Here is a 16,909-nt window from a genome sequence, read left to right as displayed (position 1 = left end):
CGTCCTTGAGGGAGGGAGGAGGACCAAGGGCAGGACGCTAGCTTACGCGCAGGGGTCTATGGAAGAGCGAGATCACGTTGTCCGCACAGCGAGAACGGCGCAGAGGCTCGGGAACCTTACGCCGCCTCCCGCCGCGCTCCAGGATCGAAGCCCAAAGGCAGGCCGGCATCGGTGACGAAGCCGTAGAGCGGCTCGCCCGGAAGCGCCTCGGCAACGATCGAACGGACCTTGAAGAGACGATCGAGATCGATCCCGGTATCGATGCCCATCGCTTCGAGCATGAACGCCAGATCCTCGGTCACGATATTGCCGCTGGCGCCGGGCGCGAAGGGGCAGCCGCCGAGGCCGCCGAGCGAGGCATCGATCGTGTCGAGACCGCATTCCAGCGCCGCCAGCACGTTGGCGAGACCCAGGCCGCGCGTGTTGTGCAAGTGAATGCCGGTCAGCGCCTTGTCGCCCACCACGCCGCGCACCAGCTTGACGAGGTGCCGCACCGCCGAAGGATCGGCGTAGCCGGTAGTGTCGGACAAGCCGACTTCGTCGCAGCCGGCTTCCATCAGCCGCTCCGCCAGCCGCGCGATCTGCGCGTCGGGCACGCTGCCCTCCAGCGTGCAGCCGAACACGGTGGACAGGCTGCCTTCGAAGTGCGGACGCTCTCCCTCCGGCAGTTCGCGGATCATCGCGGCGATGCGGGCGGCTTCCTCGATCACCTGATCGTGCGTGCGGCGCAGGTTCTTGAGCGAGTGCGTTTCCGAGACCGACAGCGGCAGGGTCAGCTTGTGCGCCCCGGCCGCGATCGCATCGGCCGCGCCGCGCGCATTGGGCACCAGTACCGCCACCGTCAGGTCCGGCAGGGTGCGCGCAAAAGCGACGATCTCGGCAGTGTCCGCCAGTTGCGGCAGGAGCTTGGCGGGAACGAAGCTCCCCACCTCGATCTCGCGCACGCCGGTGGCGGCCTCGGCGGCGATCCACGCCTTCTTGGCCTCGGTCGGCATCACTGCCTTGACGTTCTGGAGGCCGTCGCGGGGGCCAACTTCGCTGATCAGAACCGACACGTCTCGCACGCTCTCTTATTGCCTATATTGTTATATTTATATATCATTTGTTCACAGCCTGTCCACCGGCGTTTTCGTCGTGCGGGCTGATCACTGGGGGAGATGTGAAATGACCAAGACCGCCGTGTGCATCTATGCCGAAGCCGATGGCGGATCGCGCCTCGTCGATCTTGAAATTCCCCTGACCCGCAAGGTGATCGCCAAGGATGGCACTGCGCACTGGGAAGGCATCGCCCCGGCCTCGATCTGGGGCATAGCGACCGGCGATCCCAACCACTGCACCGACTGGCACCCTTGCGGCATGGCCGGCTTGTCGATCACGCTGGAGGGTGAGTGGGAGATCGAGGCGACCGACGGGACGCGTCGCCGCCTTGGCCCCGGCGACGTGCTGGTAATGCTCGACACCACCGGCACCGGCCATCGTTCATGGCCTGGCGGGGATAGCCGCTGCCTGACGATGGGCGTGGGCTTCGGCGAGGGCGTCGAGGAGCAGATGCGTACGCTGCTGGCCAAAACCCTGGCCGCTGCCTGAACAGCTTCAGGCGGCGACGCCCGGTTTGTCCAGGTAGATCGCGCCGCCGCGTCGCTGCGGCTCCAGCCCGAACAGTGCGCCGATCAGCGCCAGCGATTGCTCCGGCGCATCGAGACGGAAGCGGCCACTGAATGACTGACCGGCTGACGCCGGTAAGATCATGAGGCGGGGCTGAAGCCATCCTTGTGTGTATGTTTGTCGAGATACCGCATGATGATGTCATCGGTGATGTTGCCGGAAGTGGTCGAGAAGTAGCCGCGTTGCCAGAAGCGCTGTCCCCAGTAGCGCTTGCGGATGTGCTCGAACTCCTGCTGGATCTTGCGTGACGAGCGCCCTTTGGCCCGGCGCACGAAGTCCGCGACCGAGACGTGCGGCAGGATTTCGACGAACATGTGAACGTGATCCTTCGACAGGGCCCCATTGATGATCGTCACGCCCATCTCGGCGCAGACTTGCCTGATGATTTCCCGGACCCGCAAGCGCACGTCGCCATGGAGCACCTTGAAGCGGTACTTCGGCGCCCACACCAGATGATAACGGTGATGGAATGTTGTGTGACAACCGCTCTTGTAGCGCATAGCCTGTAACCTCAGGGAAAACCGAAGACTTACGCCCTTCAGGCGGTCTTCGGTTTTCCCTGAGGTTACAGGCTTGCACGCGAGCCTAAGGCTGAAGCCAATATCCGACTGAAGTCGGAGGGGTTCCTCCTCGGAAGAGGACTCTAAAGGCGCCACTGTTTAAAGCAGGCCAAGAGGATCCTTAAACGGCGTCAGGTGCCAATTTCGGTCACTCAGGTGCGGACCTTCCGCTATCCTGGCGGCCGTCGACCAACTGAAGCGTTATTAGCGCACAACCATGAACGGCGGCTCATACCATAGCCATCGGCAGTTGGCTCGGCAACCGCTGGGCAGCAAAGCTGCTTTAGACTGGGCGTTTTCAAGGAAAAGTAATTGTCGGAACGTGCGCTAGGGCATTTGCCACTTATTCAAGTATCTGCCCTCGTTGCAAACGTTCGTTCTGGTCAGGCGCCTCTGGTAAACCGCCAATCTGGAATTTCTCTCTCTTGCCCCAACAGATCAACGACCAGTCCAGACAGGCATACGCCCTTGCACGATAGCGGCGTCGCGCTCGCGCGCGTCGTCGCTGCCCGCGTAGCTCTCGATCTCCTCGAAGCGGCTGCCCAGCGCCGCCTCGAGCGGGAGGGCAAGCCCCTTTGCAACGGCGGCCTTGGCGGCCCGGTTCGCCAGCGGGGAAGCCTTGTTGATCCTTGCGGCCCAATCCATCGCCGCATCGGACAACCCGGCAAGCGGGACCAGTTGATTGACGAGCCCGAAGCGTTCGGCCGCCCTGGCATCGATCCGCTCCCCGGTGAGGATCATCGCCATTGCCACATGATGCGGCAACCGGCGCACCGCCCGGTGCACCACGCCGCATTCGCCGATGATGCCCCGGCGGGTTTCCGGCAGGCCGAACTGCGCATTCTCCGCAGCGACTATGACATCGGCGCACATCGCCAGTTCGAACCCCGCGCCGACGCAGAAACCCTGCACGGCGGCGACCAGTGGCTTGCTGAGGGGGACGAGCGGCCCGCCGATGCCGGTCAGCCCGCCGCCGACGGCCAGGCGCGGCGCCGCCGGTCTGGCTTCCGACATGTCCGCGCCGATGCAGAACGCCTCGTCGCCTTGCGCCGTCAGCACGACCGTCCAGATCTCCGGATCCTCGTCCACCTGCCGCCAGAACCGCGAGAGCAGGACATCCATCCCGAACGTCAGCGCATTGCGGGCATCGGGGCGATTGAGATGGACGCGCGCCGTGCGGCCTTCAATGAACAGTTCGACTTGCGCCATCACCGCCCCCTTTCCCGCTTCCGGTCATGACGCTCAGTGCGCGAGCATGCCGGCATCGACGAGATGTTCGGCGCCGGTGATGTAGGAAGATTCGTCCGAGGCCAGGAACAGCACCAGGTTCGAAACCTCCCGCGGGTCGGCGATGCGGCCCAGCGGAATCTGCGCCAGCGCCTCGCCGCCCACTTCGTCCGTCGCCTCGACCATCATCGGCGTCTGGATGAAGCCGGGATGGACCGAGTTCACGCGAATGTTGTGCTTGCCGAACTCCATCGCGGTCGCCTTGGTCATGCCCCGTACCGCGAACTTGCTGGCTACGTAGGCAAGGCTGGGGAAGCCGTAGTTGGCCGCCATTCCCGCGATCGAGGAAATGTTCACGATCGAGCCGCCGCCCCGCTCGAGCATCGCCGGCAGGACCGATTTCATGCCCAGGAACACCGAATGCTGGTTCACCGCGCAGACGAGGTGATAGTCTTCCTCGGTCAAGTCCCTGGTATCGGCGAGCGGGCCAAGGATACCGGCGTTGTTGACCAGGATATCGACGCCGCCGAAGTTCGTCACGGCCGCGTCCACCACCGCCGGCCATTCGGCCAGCCTGGTCACATCGTGCTGCACGAAGACGGCAGCGGCGCCGATCTCGTCCGCCAGTGCCTGTCCCGCCGCTGCGTTCAGGTCGGTGAGCACCACCTTGGCCCCCTGCTCGGCGAAAAGCCGGGCGTGCGAAGCGCCCATGCCCCGTCCTGCGCCCGTGATGATGGCCACTTTGCCAGCGAGTCGCGCCATTTGCATTCTCCCATGCGAGTTGTCGAATATCAGCCTATTATTGATTTGGCAGACAACAGGTTGTCAAGCCCATGCCAATCATGATCGCTCGCGGATGGCGGAAATCCTCTCCGCCAGAAATCAGCGATTTACCGGTGATTTTCACGTTCGCCTCGTAAAATCCGGACAAATTCGTCCGCGCAGAAGCCTTTCCAAATTTCCGCTTGACCGCAGACTAATGGTTATTAGTTTAAAGCGAAGACCACGGGGCCTACGAGGGTCCGGGAAAGGGAGAAACTGCAATGACGTTCCGTTTCGGCGCGACCTCTACGATGGCCATCGCCACTGCGATGCTGGCGATGCCGGCTCATGCCCAGAGCGGCGCGGAGGCCGCCCAGGCCAAGGATGCCAAGCCCGAGATCGAGGAAATCGTGGTCACCGCGCAGCGCCGCGAACAGTCGCTTTCCAAGGTTCCGGTATCGGTCTCTGCATTCAACGCCGACGTGCTTCAGGACCGCAACGTCACCAGCGAACAGGGCCTTGCGGCGCTTGTCCCAGGCCTTGTCGTCAAGAGCGGGCAGAACTCCAACCAGCTCAGCTTCACCTTGCGCGGGCAGACACTCGATCCGTTCTCCGGCTCCAGCCCGGCAGTGCTGACCTACATCAACGACGCCCCGATGACCGAGGGCAACACCTCGACCGCCTTCTTCGACTTCAGTTCCGTGCAGGTGCTGAAAGGCCCGCAGGGCACGCTGTTCGGCCGCAACGCGACCGGCGGCGCGATCCTCTACGAGACGACCAAGCCCGGCGACGTGTTCGGCGGCTACCTCACGATCAAGGGTGGCGAGCGCAACTACATCCAGGCCCAGGGCGCCATCGACCTGCCGATCTCGGACGTCATCAAACTGCGCCTTGCGGGAGACTACAACAAGCAGGACGGCTACATCCGCAACGTCAACACCGGCAGCACGCTGGGCGACACCGATGCCAAGTCCGGCCGCGTCACCCTGGTGATCGAGCCGTCTTCCGGGTTCAAGATGACCACCGTTGCGCAGTACAGCGACTTCGGCGGAACCGAGGGTGCCGGCGGCCTCTATTCCTACCATGCCTGCGGCGAGACCAACAACGGCTACCAGCTCACCGCGACGCTGGACTGCGTCTACGGCATGAACAGCCCCTTCGCGCCGACACTGGGCGACGGGCCGATGGGCGACGGCACCTGGCCCGGCGCGGTCGCCGGCTATCTCGCCTGGCAGCAGGCCAACCCCTACAAGGTCTGGCTGAGCTACGACCTGCCGCACAAGGCGCACACCGCCTTCGTCACCAACACCACGGAGATGGAACTGGGCGACGACGTGATGTTGAAGAACATCTTCAGCTATGCCGATGCCTTCGCCCGCACGCCCGGCATCCTTTCCGGATCGCCCTTCGGCTCGCTCAACCTCTACAACAACAGCGGTCTCGGCAACGGACCTCCGGGCGGCGAGGAATTCTCGACCAAGCGCATTTCCAACGAACTGCAGCTTCAGGGCAAGAGCGGACGCCTCGAATACATCGTCGGCGCGTACTACTCGTGGTCCCGCAAGAAGGAATACATCCCGGTCATCGTCGGATCGGAACTGGCGACGCCGCTGGCCGACATCGCCTATTATTATACCAACGACGATGAATCCAAGGCCCTGTTCGCCCAGCTCAGCTACGAACTGACCGACAAGCTGACGGTCACTGCGGGCGGACGCTACACCTGGGAGCAGATGCGCCTGCGCCAGAACCCGGGCAGCCTGTTCAACCTCGACGGCGATACCCCGCTCAAGCAGAAGGCCAACCTCAAGGACCCCAGCTGGACGTTCAACATCCAGTACCAGATCAACCCGCAGAACATGGTCTACTTCGCGCAGCGCGGTTCATTCCGGGCCGGCGGCTTCAACGGCGCGGTCGTGCCTTACAACAATACGAACTTCTTCAAGAACGAGAACACCTACGACTTCGAACTTGGCTACAAGTTCAACGGCTACATCGGCGGCGTGGCATCGCGGGTCAACATCGCCGCCTATCGCCAGATCGTGACCGACGCCCAGCATTCGATCTACGCACTGGTGAACGGCAACCCGGCCGCATTCACCGTCAACGTGCCCAAGAAGCGCATCCAGGGCGTGGAATTCGACGGCAACTTCCGCCTGAGCGAATGGCTGGAAGTCGGGTTCTCCGGCGCCTACACCGACGCCAAGTTCACCAAGAACATCGTCGACCTGTCCTCCGCTACCGGCGGGGCCGGACTGACCATTCCCTTCGACACTTATACCGACGCGCCGAAGTGGGCGGGCTCGGTCTATGCCGAAGTGGGACTGCCGGTGCCGGAAAGCGCCGGCGAGGTGAAGTTCCGCACCGACGTATTCGGGCAGAAGATGACGTACTTCTCGAACAACGAAGGCTCGATCACGCCGCGCACGCAGTTGCCCGGCTACGTCACCGTGGACATGCGCCTGAGCTGGAACAACGTCATGGGCAGCAACGTGACCGTCGCCGGCTACGTGAAGAACCTGTTCGACAAGCTCTACTACAACTCGGGTTACGTCGAAGGCGCCAGCGGCGGCTTCAACACCGCGATCTGGGGCGCGCCGCAGACCTTCGGTGCCGAAGTTACCTACCGCTTCTGATAGGATGCGATCCGCCCCGTCCGCCTGTGCGGGCGGGGCGGAAGCAAAGAGAGGATAAACGTCATGCGCGGCAGGGCCACCGTACTGGTCGAGAAGAACCGCCTGGAAACCTGGGACTTGCCCATCGCCGATCCCCAGGCGGGCGGCATCCTGGTCCGTACCGTGGTGGGCGGGGTCTGCGGCAGCGACGTCCACATCGCCTCGGGCGAGGCGGGCGAGATGCCCTTTCCGATCATCCTTGGCCACGAAGGAGTCGGCCGCATCGAGAAGCTGGGCGCGGGCGTCGACAAGGACTACGCAGGCGTCGACGTGAAGGTCGGCGACCTCGTCGTCTGGTCGCCGATCCCGCTGTGCGGGCGCTGCTATTCGTGCTCCGTGCTGCAGCAGACCCCTTGCGAGAACACCCAGTACTTCGAGCATGCGAACAAGCCCAACTGGGGCAGCTATTCCGACTTTGCCTGGCTGCCGAGCGGCATGTCGTTCTACCGCCTGCCCGACCATGCCGATCCGCTGGCGGTCGCGGCATTGGGATGCGCGCTGCCCACGGTGCTGCGCGGGTTCGACCGCTGCGGCCCGATCGCGCTGAACGACGCGGTGGTGGTGCAGGGAGCGGGGCCGGTCGGGCTGTCCGCCGTACTGGTCGCCGCGCAGATGGGCGCGCGCTGCATCGTGGTCATCGACAAGGCCCCCGCCCGTCTCGCCGCCGCGATGAAGCTGGGCGCGACGGCGACCGTCTCGCTCGACCTGCCGGTGGAGGAACGCCGCCGCGCCGTCTACGATCTCACCGGTCCGGGCGGCCCGGACGTGGTGGTCGAAGCCGCCGGCGTGCTGCCCGCCTTTCCCGAGGGTGTCGACCTGACCGGCCCGCACGGCCGCTACATCGTGCTGGGCCTGTGGGGCGCGATCGGCACCCAGCCGATTTCGCCGCGCGACCTGACGGTGAAGAACCTGACGATCGGCGGCGCAGCCTTCCCGGCGCCGCGCAACTACTATCACGCGATGCATCTCGCCGTGCGGCTGCAGGACAAGGTGCCGCTGGCGGACCTCATCAGCCACCGCTTCTCCATCGCCGATGCGGGCAAGGCGCTCGAAGCCACCCGCACCGGCATCGCGACCAAGGCCGTCATCGACCCTTCCATCGCCTGAGGACATGTCATGAGCACAGCGCAGCTTGAAAAGCACCGCAGCATCGTTCCGGGTCACGTACCCGCCCACCTCGTCCACGACGTCGACATGTTCGCGCCCGACGGCATCGAGGACGGCTTCCACGAAGCCTGGGGCCGGCTGCAACAGGACGGCATGCCCGACCTGATCTACACGCCGCTGACCGGCGGGCACTGGATTGCGACACGCGGCGAACTGATCGACGAAATCTACCGCGACCCCTCGCGCTTCTCCAGCGAGATCATCTTCCTGCCCAAGGAAGCGGGCGAGAAGTACGCCATGGTCCCCACCCGCATGGACCCGCCCGAGCACACGCCGTACCGCAAGGTGCTGGACAAGGGCCTCAACCACACCGCCATCCGCCGCACCGAGGAGCAGGTCCGCCAGACCGCCGCCGAGCTGATCGACGGCTTCGTCGCCGATGGCCGCTGCGATTTCGGCAAGCAGTACGCCGGGATCTTCCCCGTCCGCGTGTTCCTCGCCTTGTGCGACCTGCCCGAAAGCGACGCGCCGATGCTGGGCGAACTCGCCAACGACATGACGCGTCCGCCCGGTCGCACGCCCGGCGAACAGGCCGCCGCGCTCGACAAGGCGAACCAGGGCTTCTTCCGCTACGTCGAGCCGATCATTGCGGCGCGGCGCGGAGGCACCGGCACCGATCTCATCACGACGATGCTCAATTCCGAGATCAACGGCGCGCCGATGCCCGACGACAAGGCGCTGGGGCTGATCTCGCTGCTGCTGCTCGGCGGGCTGGACACGGTCGTCAATTTCCTCAGCTTCATGATGCTGCATCTCGCGCGTAATCCCGAGACGGTGGCGGAACTGCGTGAAGACCCGCTCAAGCTCCAGCGCAGCGCCGAGGAGATGTTCCGCCGCTTCGGGGTCGTCTCCGACGCGCGCATGGTGGCCTATGACATGACCTATCGCGGCGTCGAGCTGAAGAAGGGCGACATGATCCTGCTGCCGACCGCGCTGCACGGGCTCGATGCGCGCGCCAACGATGATGCCTGGACGCTCAGGCCCGGCCGCACCGGCATCGCCCATTCCACCTTCGCGCAGGGGCCGCACCGCTGCGCGGGCATGCACCTCGCCCGCCTCGAAGTGATCGTGACCTTGCAGGAGTGGCTGAAGCGCATCCCGCAGTTCACGCTCGCTCCCGATGCGAAGCCGGTGTTCCATTCGGGCATCATCGGCACCGTCGAAGGCGTGCCGCTGGTCTGGGACCGCGCATGACCGCCGAGCCCAGGGAATTTCGCCGTATCCTCGGCCACTACCCCACCGGCGTCTGCGCCATCACCGCCATGGGCGAGGATGGCAGGCCGGTGGGGCTCGTCGTCGGATCGTTCACTTCGGTTTCGCTCGACCCGATGCTGGTCGCGTTCTTTCCCGACAAGTCCTCGACGACATGGCCCAGGGTGGAGGCTGCCGGTCGCTTCTGCGTCAACGTTCTGGCCGATAGCCAGCAGGCCGTGTGCAGCGCCCTTTCGGCCAAGGGCGAGGACAAGTTCGCAGGGCTCGATTTCGCGCTGTCGGCGCTCGGATCACCGATCATCCACGGCGCCCTGGCCTGGATCGACTGCGAACTGGACACCGTGCACGAGGCGGGCGACCACTACATCGTGCTCGGCCGGGTGCGCGGGCTCGACGTGCACCATGAAGGCAGCCCGCTGATCTTCCACAAGGGCGGTTACGGCAAGATATTACCGCTCTGAAAGTTCGAGAAAGAGGGGGAACCGGCGTCTGCCGCTTCCCCCTTTTGCTGCGTCCTATCCTTCGGCAAGCCGCAGCGCCGCCACCGGTTCTTCGCCGCGCAGCGCGGCGCGCGCGGTCACCGTCAGACCGAACCCTTCGAGCGCCACGAGCTTGGCCTGGCTCGACGTCAGCAACGTCATCTGCCCCACCCCCAGATCCCGCAGGATTTGCGCACCGATGCCGTAGTCGCGGGTCGCATGCGTCTCGTGATAGGTCTTGCGCCCACCGGCGACGCGGCGAGAGATCGAGGTCGGATCGGGATCGCGGACGAACACCGCCACCGCCGCGCCGGAATGGCTCGATATCGCGCTCAGGGCGCGCGGCACGTAATCGCGGTGCGCGGCGGTCCAGCCGAACATGTCCGCGGTGATGTCGACCTGATGCACCCGCACCAGCGTATCGACGTTCGGCCGCACCTGCCCCTTCACGATGGCGACATGCTCGCCGCCGTCCAGCAGGCAGCGATAGACGTGAATGGTCAGCGGCCCTTCGCAGTAATGGCTCTCGAACGGCGCGCTCACGACACGCTCGACCTGCTTCTCCGAACGGCGGCGATAGGAGATCAGGTCGGCGATCGTCCCGACCTTGAGCCCGTGCTTCCCCGCGAATTCGAGAAGTTCGGGCAGGCGGGCCATCGTCCCGTCTTCGTTCATCACCTCGCAGATCACGCCGGCCGGGGTGAGGCCCGCAAGGCGCGAGATATCGACCGCCGCCTCGGTATGGCCGGCGCGCACCAGCACCCCGCCGTCCCGCGCCGTCAGCGGAAATACATGCCCCGGCGATACCAGATCGGCCGCGCTGGAGTTGGGGTTCACGGCAACGAAGATCGTATGAGAGCGATCGCCCGCGGAAATTCCCGTCGTCACCCCTTCCCGCGCCTCGATGGATACGGTGAAGGCGGTGCCGTAACCGGACTCGTTGCGGCGCGCCATGGGCTTGAGCTGCAGCTCATCCGCGCGGGCCCTGGTCATCGCCAGGCAGATCAGGCCGCGCGCATGGGTGGCCATGAAGTTGATCTGCGCGGGCGTGGCGAACTGGGCGGGGATGATGACATCACCCTCGTTCTCCCGGTTGTCCGCATCGACGAGTATGTAGGGGCGGCCCTCGACCGCCTCCCGGATGATCTCCTCGATCGGAGAAACTTGAACCTCGGGCATTCCTCTCATCCTTGTGTTATGTGTCTTCACGCTCTGCTGACGGACATGTCCCAGACCAGCTTCAGCGCCTTTTCCTTGAGCTGCGCCTTCTGGACCTTGCCGGTGCCGGTCTTGGGCAGTTCCTCGTCGGTGATGAACCAGATGTCGCGCGGCAGCTTGTACGCGGCCACCTGCCCAGCCAGGAACGCCTCGATTTCGCGCGCGGAGATCGCGCTCCCCTGCGCCCGCACGACCCATGCGCAACCGCACTCGCCATAGCGATCATCGGGCATGCCGATGAAGAACGCTTGCGAAATGTCCGGATGGCGGGTCAGCAACTGCTCCAGTTCCTTGGGCGAGACCAGTTCGCCCCGGCTCTTGTAGAGTTCCTTGGAACGGCCGGTCAGGAACAGGTTGCCGTCCGCGCGGAACTGGCCGAGGTCGCCCATCCGTATCCACCCGCCGGGCAGGAACAGTTCGGCGGTGGCGTCGGGACGGCGGAAGTAGCCCTTGCTGTTCATCGGACTGCGGCAGCACAGTTCGCCGGGACTGCCCCAGGGCAGATCGGCGCCGGTTTCCGGGTCGATCGTCTTGAATTCGGCGATGCGGCCGCCCTGATCGGGCATGCCCGCGATGCCCGCATCGACGATGCACCCCTGCGTTTCGGATACCACGTCGATCGGATCGCCGGGGCTTGTACACACCACCGTCGCCGTCACTTCGGTCTGGCCATAGCTGGTGATGATGTCCTCGCACCCGAAGGTCGCCTGGATCCTTTTCCAGACCCAGCTCGGCGTCGGCGCGGCTGCGCTGTGGATCGCGGTGAGCGAGGAGAAGTCGTAGCTTTCCTTTTCCGCCTGTTCCAGCAGGGCGATCGTCATCGTCGGCACGCCCATCAGGTACGTCGCGCGGTGCCGCCCGATCGCGGTGAGGATCGCGTGCGGATCGAACTTCAGCAGGGGAATGATCGCCCCGCCCACCACCATGCCCGAAAGCAGCCCGACCACCAGGCCGAACCCATGGTAGAGCGGCAAGGAGAACACCGCCCGGCGCCCCTCCTCGAACGCCTGGTGATAGGCGCCCGCATAGGCCGCACGCATGAGGTTGTCGTGCGTGATGGCGACGCCCTTGGGCGATCCGGTCGTGCCGGAGGTGAACATGATCACCGCAAGGTCGTCCGCCGAGACGGGCACGGCGATCTCTCCGGCATCGCCATCGCCGGCAAGCGCCTGCACGAAATCGGCCGGAGCGTCGCGATCGAACACCAGCCCGCCCTTGAGTTCGGGCGCATCGGCGCAGGCGCCGCCCAGCCAGCCGGGCAGGACATCATCGAGCATCGCCGGAAAATCGCGCGAGCCGAAACTGCGCATCACCACGAGCAGCGCGCACCCGGCCTCACGCACGGCATAAGCCAGTTCGTCGGGCCGATAGAGCGTGTTGATCGGCACCGCCACCGCGCCTGCGCGCCAGATCGCGAAGAGCAGCGGCACCGTCATCGGGTCGTTCGCCATGACGAGGCCCACGCGGTCCCCGGCCGCAATGCCGCGCGCCGCCAGCCCCGAAGCCAGCTTGCGAGACAGCGCCGCGACCGATCCGTAATCGAGCACTTCGCCGTCCGTGACGACCAGCGGCCGCTCGGCAAGATCCGCCAGCGTCCAGTCGAGATAGGCGTGCAGCGTCCACGACAGCCATTCGGGATGCCGGTCGGCCATCGCCCGCCTGCGGCTCGTCACGGTGCCCATGCTCGTCATCACAACTTCTCCCTAACTCTCGTTAAATTATTCCACGACAGGTGCTGCGGTCAAGCCAGTCCGTGCGATCGCTTCCGGAACGCCGCAATTCGTACGCTTTGGATAGAATGACGGCCTGTTTACAGGGATATTTGGGAAGACTTCCGGTCTTTTCGGGATTTGCCCGCGTGCCTCGCCAGCCCGCCTCGCTCGTAAAAACAGCCTTGCATTGATCGCCTAATGCATATTAGGTTGAACGCAACGAATCAAGGATTGGAGATCGAGTCATGGAAGTTGGGTTGGGGCTGACGTTTCAGAACCTGCACGATCAGGTGTCGGACGTTGACGTGTTCCGGCACGAACTTTCGCTCGCGGCGCGCGCGGAAGACCAGGGCTTCGATTCCGTCTGGACGCCGGAGCACCACTTCACCGGCTACATGATGACCCCCAACGTGCCGCAGTTCCTTTCATGGGTCGCGGGCCAGACCAAGCGCATCAAGCTGGGCACCACCGTCACCGTGCTGCCCTGGCAGAACCCGGTGCGCATCGCCGAGAGCTTCCTGCTGCTCGACCAGTTCTCCGAAGGCCGCGCGGTGCTCGGCATGGGGCGCGGTCTCGGCAAGGAAGAGTTCGACGGCTTCGGCGTCCCCATGGGCGAGGCGCGCAAGCGGTTCCGCGAATATGCGGAGGCGCTGCTGCAGGGCCTCGAAACCGGCGTGATGGAATACGACGGCGACTATCTGAAGCAGCCCCGCGTCGAACTGCGCCCGCGCCCTTATTCCAGCTATCGCGGCCGCGTCTTCGCCTCGGCCGTCTCGCCGGAGTCCGTGAAGCTGATGGCCAACCTCGACGTCGGCCTGATGATCATCGCCCAGAAGCCGTGGGACAAGGTGGACGAGGATCTCGCCACCTATCGCGACCGGTTCAAGGCGGTGAACGGCCGCAATGCGCCCAAGCCCGTCGTCGTATGCTTCATCGCCGCCAACGAGGACGCCGCCAAGGCCAAGGAGATGCGCGACAAGTACCTTGTCGAATATGCCCGCTCGACCTCGTCGTTCTACCAGTTCGGCAACAAGGAATTCGCCAACATTGAGGGCTACGAATACTACGGCGCCCTCGCCCGCAGCGTCGAGAAGCACGGGATCGAGAAGTTCAACGAATTCCTCGCCGACCTGCAGATCTGGGGCCGGCCCGAGGAAGTGGTCGAGAAGCTCAAGGTGATGAAGGAGCGCTTCGACGTGGGCAAGTTCATCATCTATACCCAGTTCGGCGACATGCCCTTCGACGTCGGCCTCGAAAACTACGAGCTGATCGCCCGCAAGGTACTCCCCGCGCTCAAGGACATCGACGTTTCGGTCGATCCGGTGGAGAGCGCGGCGGGCTTGCAAACGGCCGGCTGATCCACGACCAGACCTGACACGCCGGGCACACGGCGAAGACCGGAGAGAATGCGCGATGATGGAAGGCGATGGCTGGCGCTGCCTGTGGGACGCCAAGGCGATCCTGGGCGAAAGCACGGTATGGGATGCCCGCGACGGTTGCATCTACTGGGTCGATATCGAGGCGCCCGCCGTCCACTGGTACGCGCTTGAAACCGGCCGCAAGCAAAGCTGGTCCACGCCTGCGTGGGTCAGCGCGCTGGCCCCGCGTGCAAGCGGCGGCTTCATCGCCTCCAGCGCCGACGGGCTGGTGCATCTCGACCCTGCCCGGCAGCTTTACAAACCGATCCTCCACCCGATCCCCGACCCCGGCAAAGCGCGCCTCAACGACGGCGTGACCGACCGCAAGGGCCGCTACTGGACCGGATCGTGCGACACCGCGCAGTGGGACGACAGCACCACCGCCGACGACAAGGAAAGCTCGCTCAAGGACTTCGACGTGCGCAGTACCGGCGAACTCTATCGCCTGGACGCGGACGGCTCGGTCTCGACGCAAGAGCGCGGCATCGTCACCGCCAACGGCCCGGCGTTCAGCCCGGACGGGCGCACCGCCTACGTCAACGATTCCATGCCGCTGGTCACCTGGGCCTACGACCTCGACGACAACGGCGAATTGTCCAACCGCCGCGACTTCCTCAACTTCACGCCCGAGGACGGCTATCCCGACGGCATGGCGGTCGATGTCGAGGGCTGCATCTGGATGGCCTTCTACGAAAGCTGGAAGCTGCGCCGCTTCGCGCCGGACGCCACCTTGCTGGAAGAACGCCAGCTACCGGTGATGCGGGGCCTGCGCCCCGCCTTCGGCGGCGCGAACCACGACCGCCTGTTCCTCGTCACCGGATCGCAGGGGTATTCCGATGCGCGCTTTGCCCAGGAGCCGCTGGCCGGCGGACTGTTCGAAATTCTCTCGCCCCCCGTCGCAGGCCTGCCGACAATTCCCTTTGCCGGATGACCCTTCCGCGCAATCGGGGCTTCCATTAGGCTCCCGAACGGCTATTCGGCAGATATGAGCGACGGTGACTCCGGCAGGAAACGCATTCTCGATTCCGCAGCCTTCATTCTGCGGACCAAGGGCTTCGGCGCCGCCCGGTTGAGCGAGATCGCTCAGGGCGCGGGCATGCTGGCGCCCAGCATCTATCACCATTTCAAGTCCAAGGACGAAGTGGTCGAAGAGGTGATGCTCTCCGGCATATACCGCAATACGCGCCATATCGTCGCGAAAGTGGAAGTGCTCGGTCCCGAAACCGCGCCGGTCGATCGCCTGCGCGCCGCGATCGTCGCCCATGTCGAGTTCCTGCTCTCCGGCGACGACTATTCCTCCGCCGTGGCGCGGTCGTTCGGCGATCTTCCCAGCGAGATGAAGCAGCGTGTCCTCGCCGCCTACGCGACGTTCGACAGCTACTGGCGCGACCTGCTCGTCGCCGCCAGCCCTTCCGGCAACGATGCGCAGACCACCGTGGCACGCAAGTTCCTGATCGCCATGCTCGACTCCTGCCCGAGCTGGTATCGCGCCGGACGCCTCGGCCCCACCCAGATCGCGAACCAGGCGGCCGACCTCTTCCTCGGCGGCTTCGCGCCCTGACGCCTCCGGGGCACCATCGCGCCCTGGAGCGTTATTCGCCCCGTCCCCCCAAACACGAAAAGAGGCGCCGCGTTGCCACGGCGCCTCAGGTAGCCGGAGAGAGTCCGGGCGGATAATCAGGCGTCTGCGGTCGCGGGTGCCTTGCTGCCCTCGGGCAACTTGACGCGCGGTGCCACTTCCTTGGCCAGCAGGTTCAGCGAATGGAACCAGGGCTCCGGGTTGTCGTAATAGTCGTGCGATTCCACCTGCAGCGTGCCCCAGCCGCCGCACTGCTCGAACAGCACGTTGAGCTTGTCGACGACCGTGTCCGGCGAGCCGACCACGAAGACCTTGTCGACCAGGAATTCCAGATCGGCGTCGTTCGGGTCGATGCCGTGGTCCTTGGCGAACCCGTCCATCATGCCGAAACGCTTCCAGATCGGGATCAGGTAGCGTTCGAAGCAGTAGCCGATCGGGCCTTCCATCACCTCGCGCTTCGCCTCCGCGTCGGTATCGGCGCAGAAGATGGTGTGCGAGACCGCATGGCGCGCGCGGTCGGGCGTGAAGCCGGCGGCGATGTTCGCTTCGGAATAGATCTCCCAGTGACGCTTCAGCGCATCGATGCCCGAGTAGATCGAGACCGGCTTGAAGTTGCGCTCGCCGGCCAGCTTCATCGACGGGGAATTGGAGCTGAAGCCGGTCACCGCGATTTCCGGGAACGCCCCGTTCCACGGCGCAAAATCGGCCAGCATGTGCTGCTCGTCTTCCTCGGTCTCGGGCGCGTCTTCCTGCGGGAAGCCGGCGTTCCAGTACTTGCCCTCGAAGAAGAACGGCTCGCGCGCCCAGATCTTCTCCATGATCGAGAGCGATTCACGCACCATGTCGTTGAGCATCTTGGGCTCGGCGTCCTTGATGCCGTGCATGTAGGACGCCTGCGGATAGGCGCCCGCGCCGATGCCCATGAAGAAGCGACCCTCCAGGATCTGCGACAGCCAGCCAACCATCACCGCCAGCTTGGTCGGGTGCTGGTGCGGCAGGATGTGAGCCATCGGCGCGAAGCTGATGTTTTCGGTCTGCAGTGCGGCGGCGGCGATGATGAGTTCGGGGTTGGGGATGTTCTCCCAGATCTGCGAGGCGTGCTCGGAGATCATCATCGTGTCGAAACCCGCCTTGTCGCAGGCGATGGAGCTTTGCACGCCCCAGTCGAAGGTCTGGCGGGCCGTGCGGCCCGGTCGCATGTAGGGGTGGAAAATAAGGCCGGTCTGCATGACCAT

The 16,909-nt window shown here is 64.8% G+C and carries 16 protein-coding genes; 8 read left to right on the top strand and 8 right to left on the bottom strand.

The features are described from left to right. Nucleotides 1-116 precede the first annotated feature (116 nt). Nucleotides 117-1,055, bottom strand: coding sequence for a hydroxymethylglutaryl-CoA lyase (locus tag PKE80_RS18395; protein WP_271183734.1), 939 nt, complete (start codon nucleotides 1,053-1,055; stop codon nucleotides 117-119). A gap of 109 nt (nucleotides 1,056-1,164) precedes the next feature. On the opposite strand from PKE80_RS18395, the gene PKE80_RS18390 reads away from it, so the two are divergent. Continuing rightward, nucleotides 1,165-1,587, top strand: coding sequence for a cupin domain-containing protein (locus PKE80_RS18390; RefSeq protein ID WP_271183733.1), 423 nt, complete (start codon nucleotides 1,165-1,167; stop codon nucleotides 1,585-1,587). Nucleotides 1,588-1,593: 6 nt separating this feature from the next. Here PKE80_RS18390 and PKE80_RS18385 read toward each other — a convergent pair whose 3' ends face one another. From PKE80_RS18385 to PKE80_RS18370, 4 genes are all read right to left on the bottom strand, one after another. After that, the gene (locus PKE80_RS18385) at nucleotides 1,594-1,749 is read right to left on the bottom strand and encodes a hypothetical protein (RefSeq protein WP_271183732.1); all 156 of its coding nucleotides are present in this window, start codon (nucleotides 1,747-1,749) and stop codon (nucleotides 1,594-1,596) included. Beyond that, nucleotides 1,746-2,165 carry an IS200/IS605 family transposase gene (gene tnpA / locus PKE80_RS18380; RefSeq protein WP_271183731.1) on the bottom strand — a complete coding sequence of 140 codons (420 nt, stop codon included), beginning with the start codon at nucleotides 2,163-2,165 and terminating at the stop codon, nucleotides 1,746-1,748. Before tnpA ends, PKE80_RS18385 begins: the two co-directional genes overlap by 4 nt. Nucleotides 2,166-2,663: 498 nt before the next feature. Beyond that, entirely contained in the window at nucleotides 2,664-3,434 is a 771-nt protein-coding gene (locus tag PKE80_RS18375; RefSeq protein WP_271183730.1) for an enoyl-CoA hydratase/isomerase family protein, read from the bottom strand. A gap of 33 nt (nucleotides 3,435-3,467) precedes the next feature. Next, on the bottom strand, nucleotides 3,468-4,214 hold the full coding sequence (locus tag PKE80_RS18370) for an SDR family NAD(P)-dependent oxidoreductase (RefSeq protein WP_271183729.1): 747 nt from the start codon (nucleotides 4,212-4,214) through the stop codon (nucleotides 3,468-3,470). Nucleotides 4,215-4,495: 281 nt separating this feature from the next. Here PKE80_RS18370 and PKE80_RS18365 point away from each other — a divergent pair, with 281 nt between their 5' ends. From PKE80_RS18365 to PKE80_RS18350, 4 genes are all read left to right on the top strand, one after another. After that, nucleotides 4,496-6,850: a TonB-dependent receptor gene (locus tag PKE80_RS18365; protein ID WP_271183728.1), complete on the top strand. Its 2,355-nt coding sequence runs from the start codon at nucleotides 4,496-4,498 to the stop codon at nucleotides 6,848-6,850. A 63-nt stretch (nucleotides 6,851-6,913) separates the two neighbouring features. Then, a complete protein-coding gene (locus PKE80_RS18360; protein ID WP_271183727.1) occupies nucleotides 6,914-7,996 on the top strand; it encodes a zinc-binding dehydrogenase in 1,083 nt (360 codons plus the stop codon). A 9-nt stretch (nucleotides 7,997-8,005) separates the two neighbouring features. Next, complete coding sequence (locus PKE80_RS18355) at nucleotides 8,006-9,250, top strand: cytochrome P450 (protein WP_271183726.1); 1,245 nt, start codon at nucleotides 8,006-8,008, stop codon at nucleotides 9,248-9,250. Then, nucleotides 9,247-9,729, top strand: a complete 483-nt coding sequence (locus tag PKE80_RS18350; RefSeq protein ID WP_271183725.1) for a flavin reductase family protein — start codon at nucleotides 9,247-9,249, stop codon at nucleotides 9,727-9,729. The genes PKE80_RS18355 and PKE80_RS18350 overlap by 4 nt, the downstream gene beginning before the upstream one ends. 54 nt (nucleotides 9,730-9,783) lie before the next feature. On the opposite strand, the gene ribB is transcribed toward PKE80_RS18350, so the two are convergent. Then, a complete protein-coding gene (gene ribB / locus PKE80_RS18345; RefSeq protein ID WP_271183724.1) occupies nucleotides 9,784-10,926 on the bottom strand; it encodes a 3,4-dihydroxy-2-butanone-4-phosphate synthase in 1,143 nt (380 codons plus the stop codon). A gap of 26 nt (nucleotides 10,927-10,952) precedes the next feature. Continuing rightward, a complete protein-coding gene (locus tag PKE80_RS18340) occupies nucleotides 10,953-12,656 on the bottom strand; it encodes a class I adenylate-forming enzyme family protein (protein WP_271183723.1) in 1,704 nt (567 codons plus the stop codon). 266 nt (nucleotides 12,657-12,922) lie between these two features. Here PKE80_RS18340 and PKE80_RS18335 point away from each other — a divergent pair, with 266 nt between their 5' ends. From PKE80_RS18335 to PKE80_RS18325, 3 genes are read left to right on the top strand one after another with little or no spacing between them, the layout of a single operon-like run. Continuing rightward, nucleotides 12,923-14,035, top strand: coding sequence for an LLM class flavin-dependent oxidoreductase (locus tag PKE80_RS18335; RefSeq protein WP_271183722.1), 1,113 nt, complete (start codon nucleotides 12,923-12,925; stop codon nucleotides 14,033-14,035). Between the two features lie 55 nt (nucleotides 14,036-14,090). Continuing rightward, on the top strand, nucleotides 14,091-15,026 hold the full coding sequence (locus PKE80_RS18330; RefSeq protein WP_036530499.1) for an SMP-30/gluconolactonase/LRE family protein: 936 nt from the start codon (nucleotides 14,091-14,093) through the stop codon (nucleotides 15,024-15,026). Nucleotides 15,027-15,080: 54 nt separating this feature from the next. Then, entirely contained in the window at nucleotides 15,081-15,656 is a 576-nt protein-coding gene (locus PKE80_RS18325; protein WP_008832712.1) for a TetR/AcrR family transcriptional regulator, read from the top strand. A gap of 116 nt (nucleotides 15,657-15,772) precedes the next feature. Here the strand turns inward: PKE80_RS18325 and PKE80_RS18320 are convergent, their stop codons facing one another. Continuing rightward, nucleotides 15,773-16,909 carry an LLM class flavin-dependent oxidoreductase gene (locus tag PKE80_RS18320; protein ID WP_008832713.1) on the bottom strand — a complete coding sequence of 379 codons (1,137 nt, stop codon included), beginning with the start codon at nucleotides 16,907-16,909 and terminating at the stop codon, nucleotides 15,773-15,775.

The organism is Novosphingobium resinovorum, from assembly GCF_027922145.1.
GTDB lineage: Bacteria > Pseudomonadota > Alphaproteobacteria > Sphingomonadales > Sphingomonadaceae > Novosphingobium > Novosphingobium resinovorum.
Note: the sequence above shows the minus strand (reverse complement) of the source record. Positions and strands in the feature narration are given on the sequence as shown.

What these genes read in the sequence shown, in the direction of transcription:
- PKE80_RS18390 (WP_271183733.1), top strand. Translation starts at nt 1,165, where the DNA reads ATGACCAAGACCGCCGTGTGCATCTATGCCGAAGCCGATGGCGGATCG.
- PKE80_RS18360 (WP_271183727.1), top strand. Translation starts at nt 6,914, where the DNA reads ATGCGCGGCAGGGCCACCGTACTGGTCGAGAAGAACCGCCTGGAAACC.
- PKE80_RS18325 (WP_008832712.1), top strand. Translation starts at nt 15,081, where the DNA reads ATGAGCGACGGTGACTCCGGCAGGAAACGCATTCTCGATTCCGCAGCC.
- PKE80_RS18370 (WP_271183729.1), bottom strand. Translation starts at nt 4,214, where the DNA reads ATGGCGCGACTCGCTGGCAAAGTGGCCATCATCACGGGCGCAGGACGG.
- ribB (WP_271183724.1), bottom strand. Translation starts at nt 10,926, where the DNA reads ATGCCCGAGGTTCAAGTTTCTCCGATCGAGGAGATCATCCGGGAGGCG.
- PKE80_RS18375 (WP_271183730.1), bottom strand. Translation starts at nt 3,434, where the DNA reads ATGGCGCAAGTCGAACTGTTCATTGAAGGCCGCACGGCGCGCGTCCAT.
- PKE80_RS18355 (WP_271183726.1), top strand. Translation starts at nt 8,006, where the DNA reads ATGAGCACAGCGCAGCTTGAAAAGCACCGCAGCATCGTTCCGGGTCAC.
- PKE80_RS18365 (WP_271183728.1), top strand. Translation starts at nt 4,496, where the DNA reads ATGACGTTCCGTTTCGGCGCGACCTCTACGATGGCCATCGCCACTGCG.
- PKE80_RS18330 (WP_036530499.1), top strand. Translation starts at nt 14,091, where the DNA reads ATGATGGAAGGCGATGGCTGGCGCTGCCTGTGGGACGCCAAGGCGATC.
- PKE80_RS18320 (WP_008832713.1), bottom strand. Translation starts at nt 16,909, where the DNA reads ATGGTCATGCAGACCGGCCTTATTTTCCACCCCTACATGCGACCGGGC.
- PKE80_RS18340 (WP_271183723.1), bottom strand. Translation starts at nt 12,656, where the DNA reads ATGACGAGCATGGGCACCGTGACGAGCCGCAGGCGGGCGATGGCCGAC.
- PKE80_RS18385 (WP_271183732.1), bottom strand. Translation starts at nt 1,749, where the DNA reads ATGATCTTACCGGCGTCAGCCGGTCAGTCATTCAGTGGCCGCTTCCGT.
- tnpA (WP_271183731.1), bottom strand. Translation starts at nt 2,165, where the DNA reads ATGCGCTACAAGAGCGGTTGTCACACAACATTCCATCACCGTTATCAT.
- PKE80_RS18335 (WP_271183722.1), top strand. Translation starts at nt 12,923, where the DNA reads ATGGAAGTTGGGTTGGGGCTGACGTTTCAGAACCTGCACGATCAGGTG.
- PKE80_RS18350 (WP_271183725.1), top strand. Translation starts at nt 9,247, where the DNA reads ATGACCGCCGAGCCCAGGGAATTTCGCCGTATCCTCGGCCACTACCCC.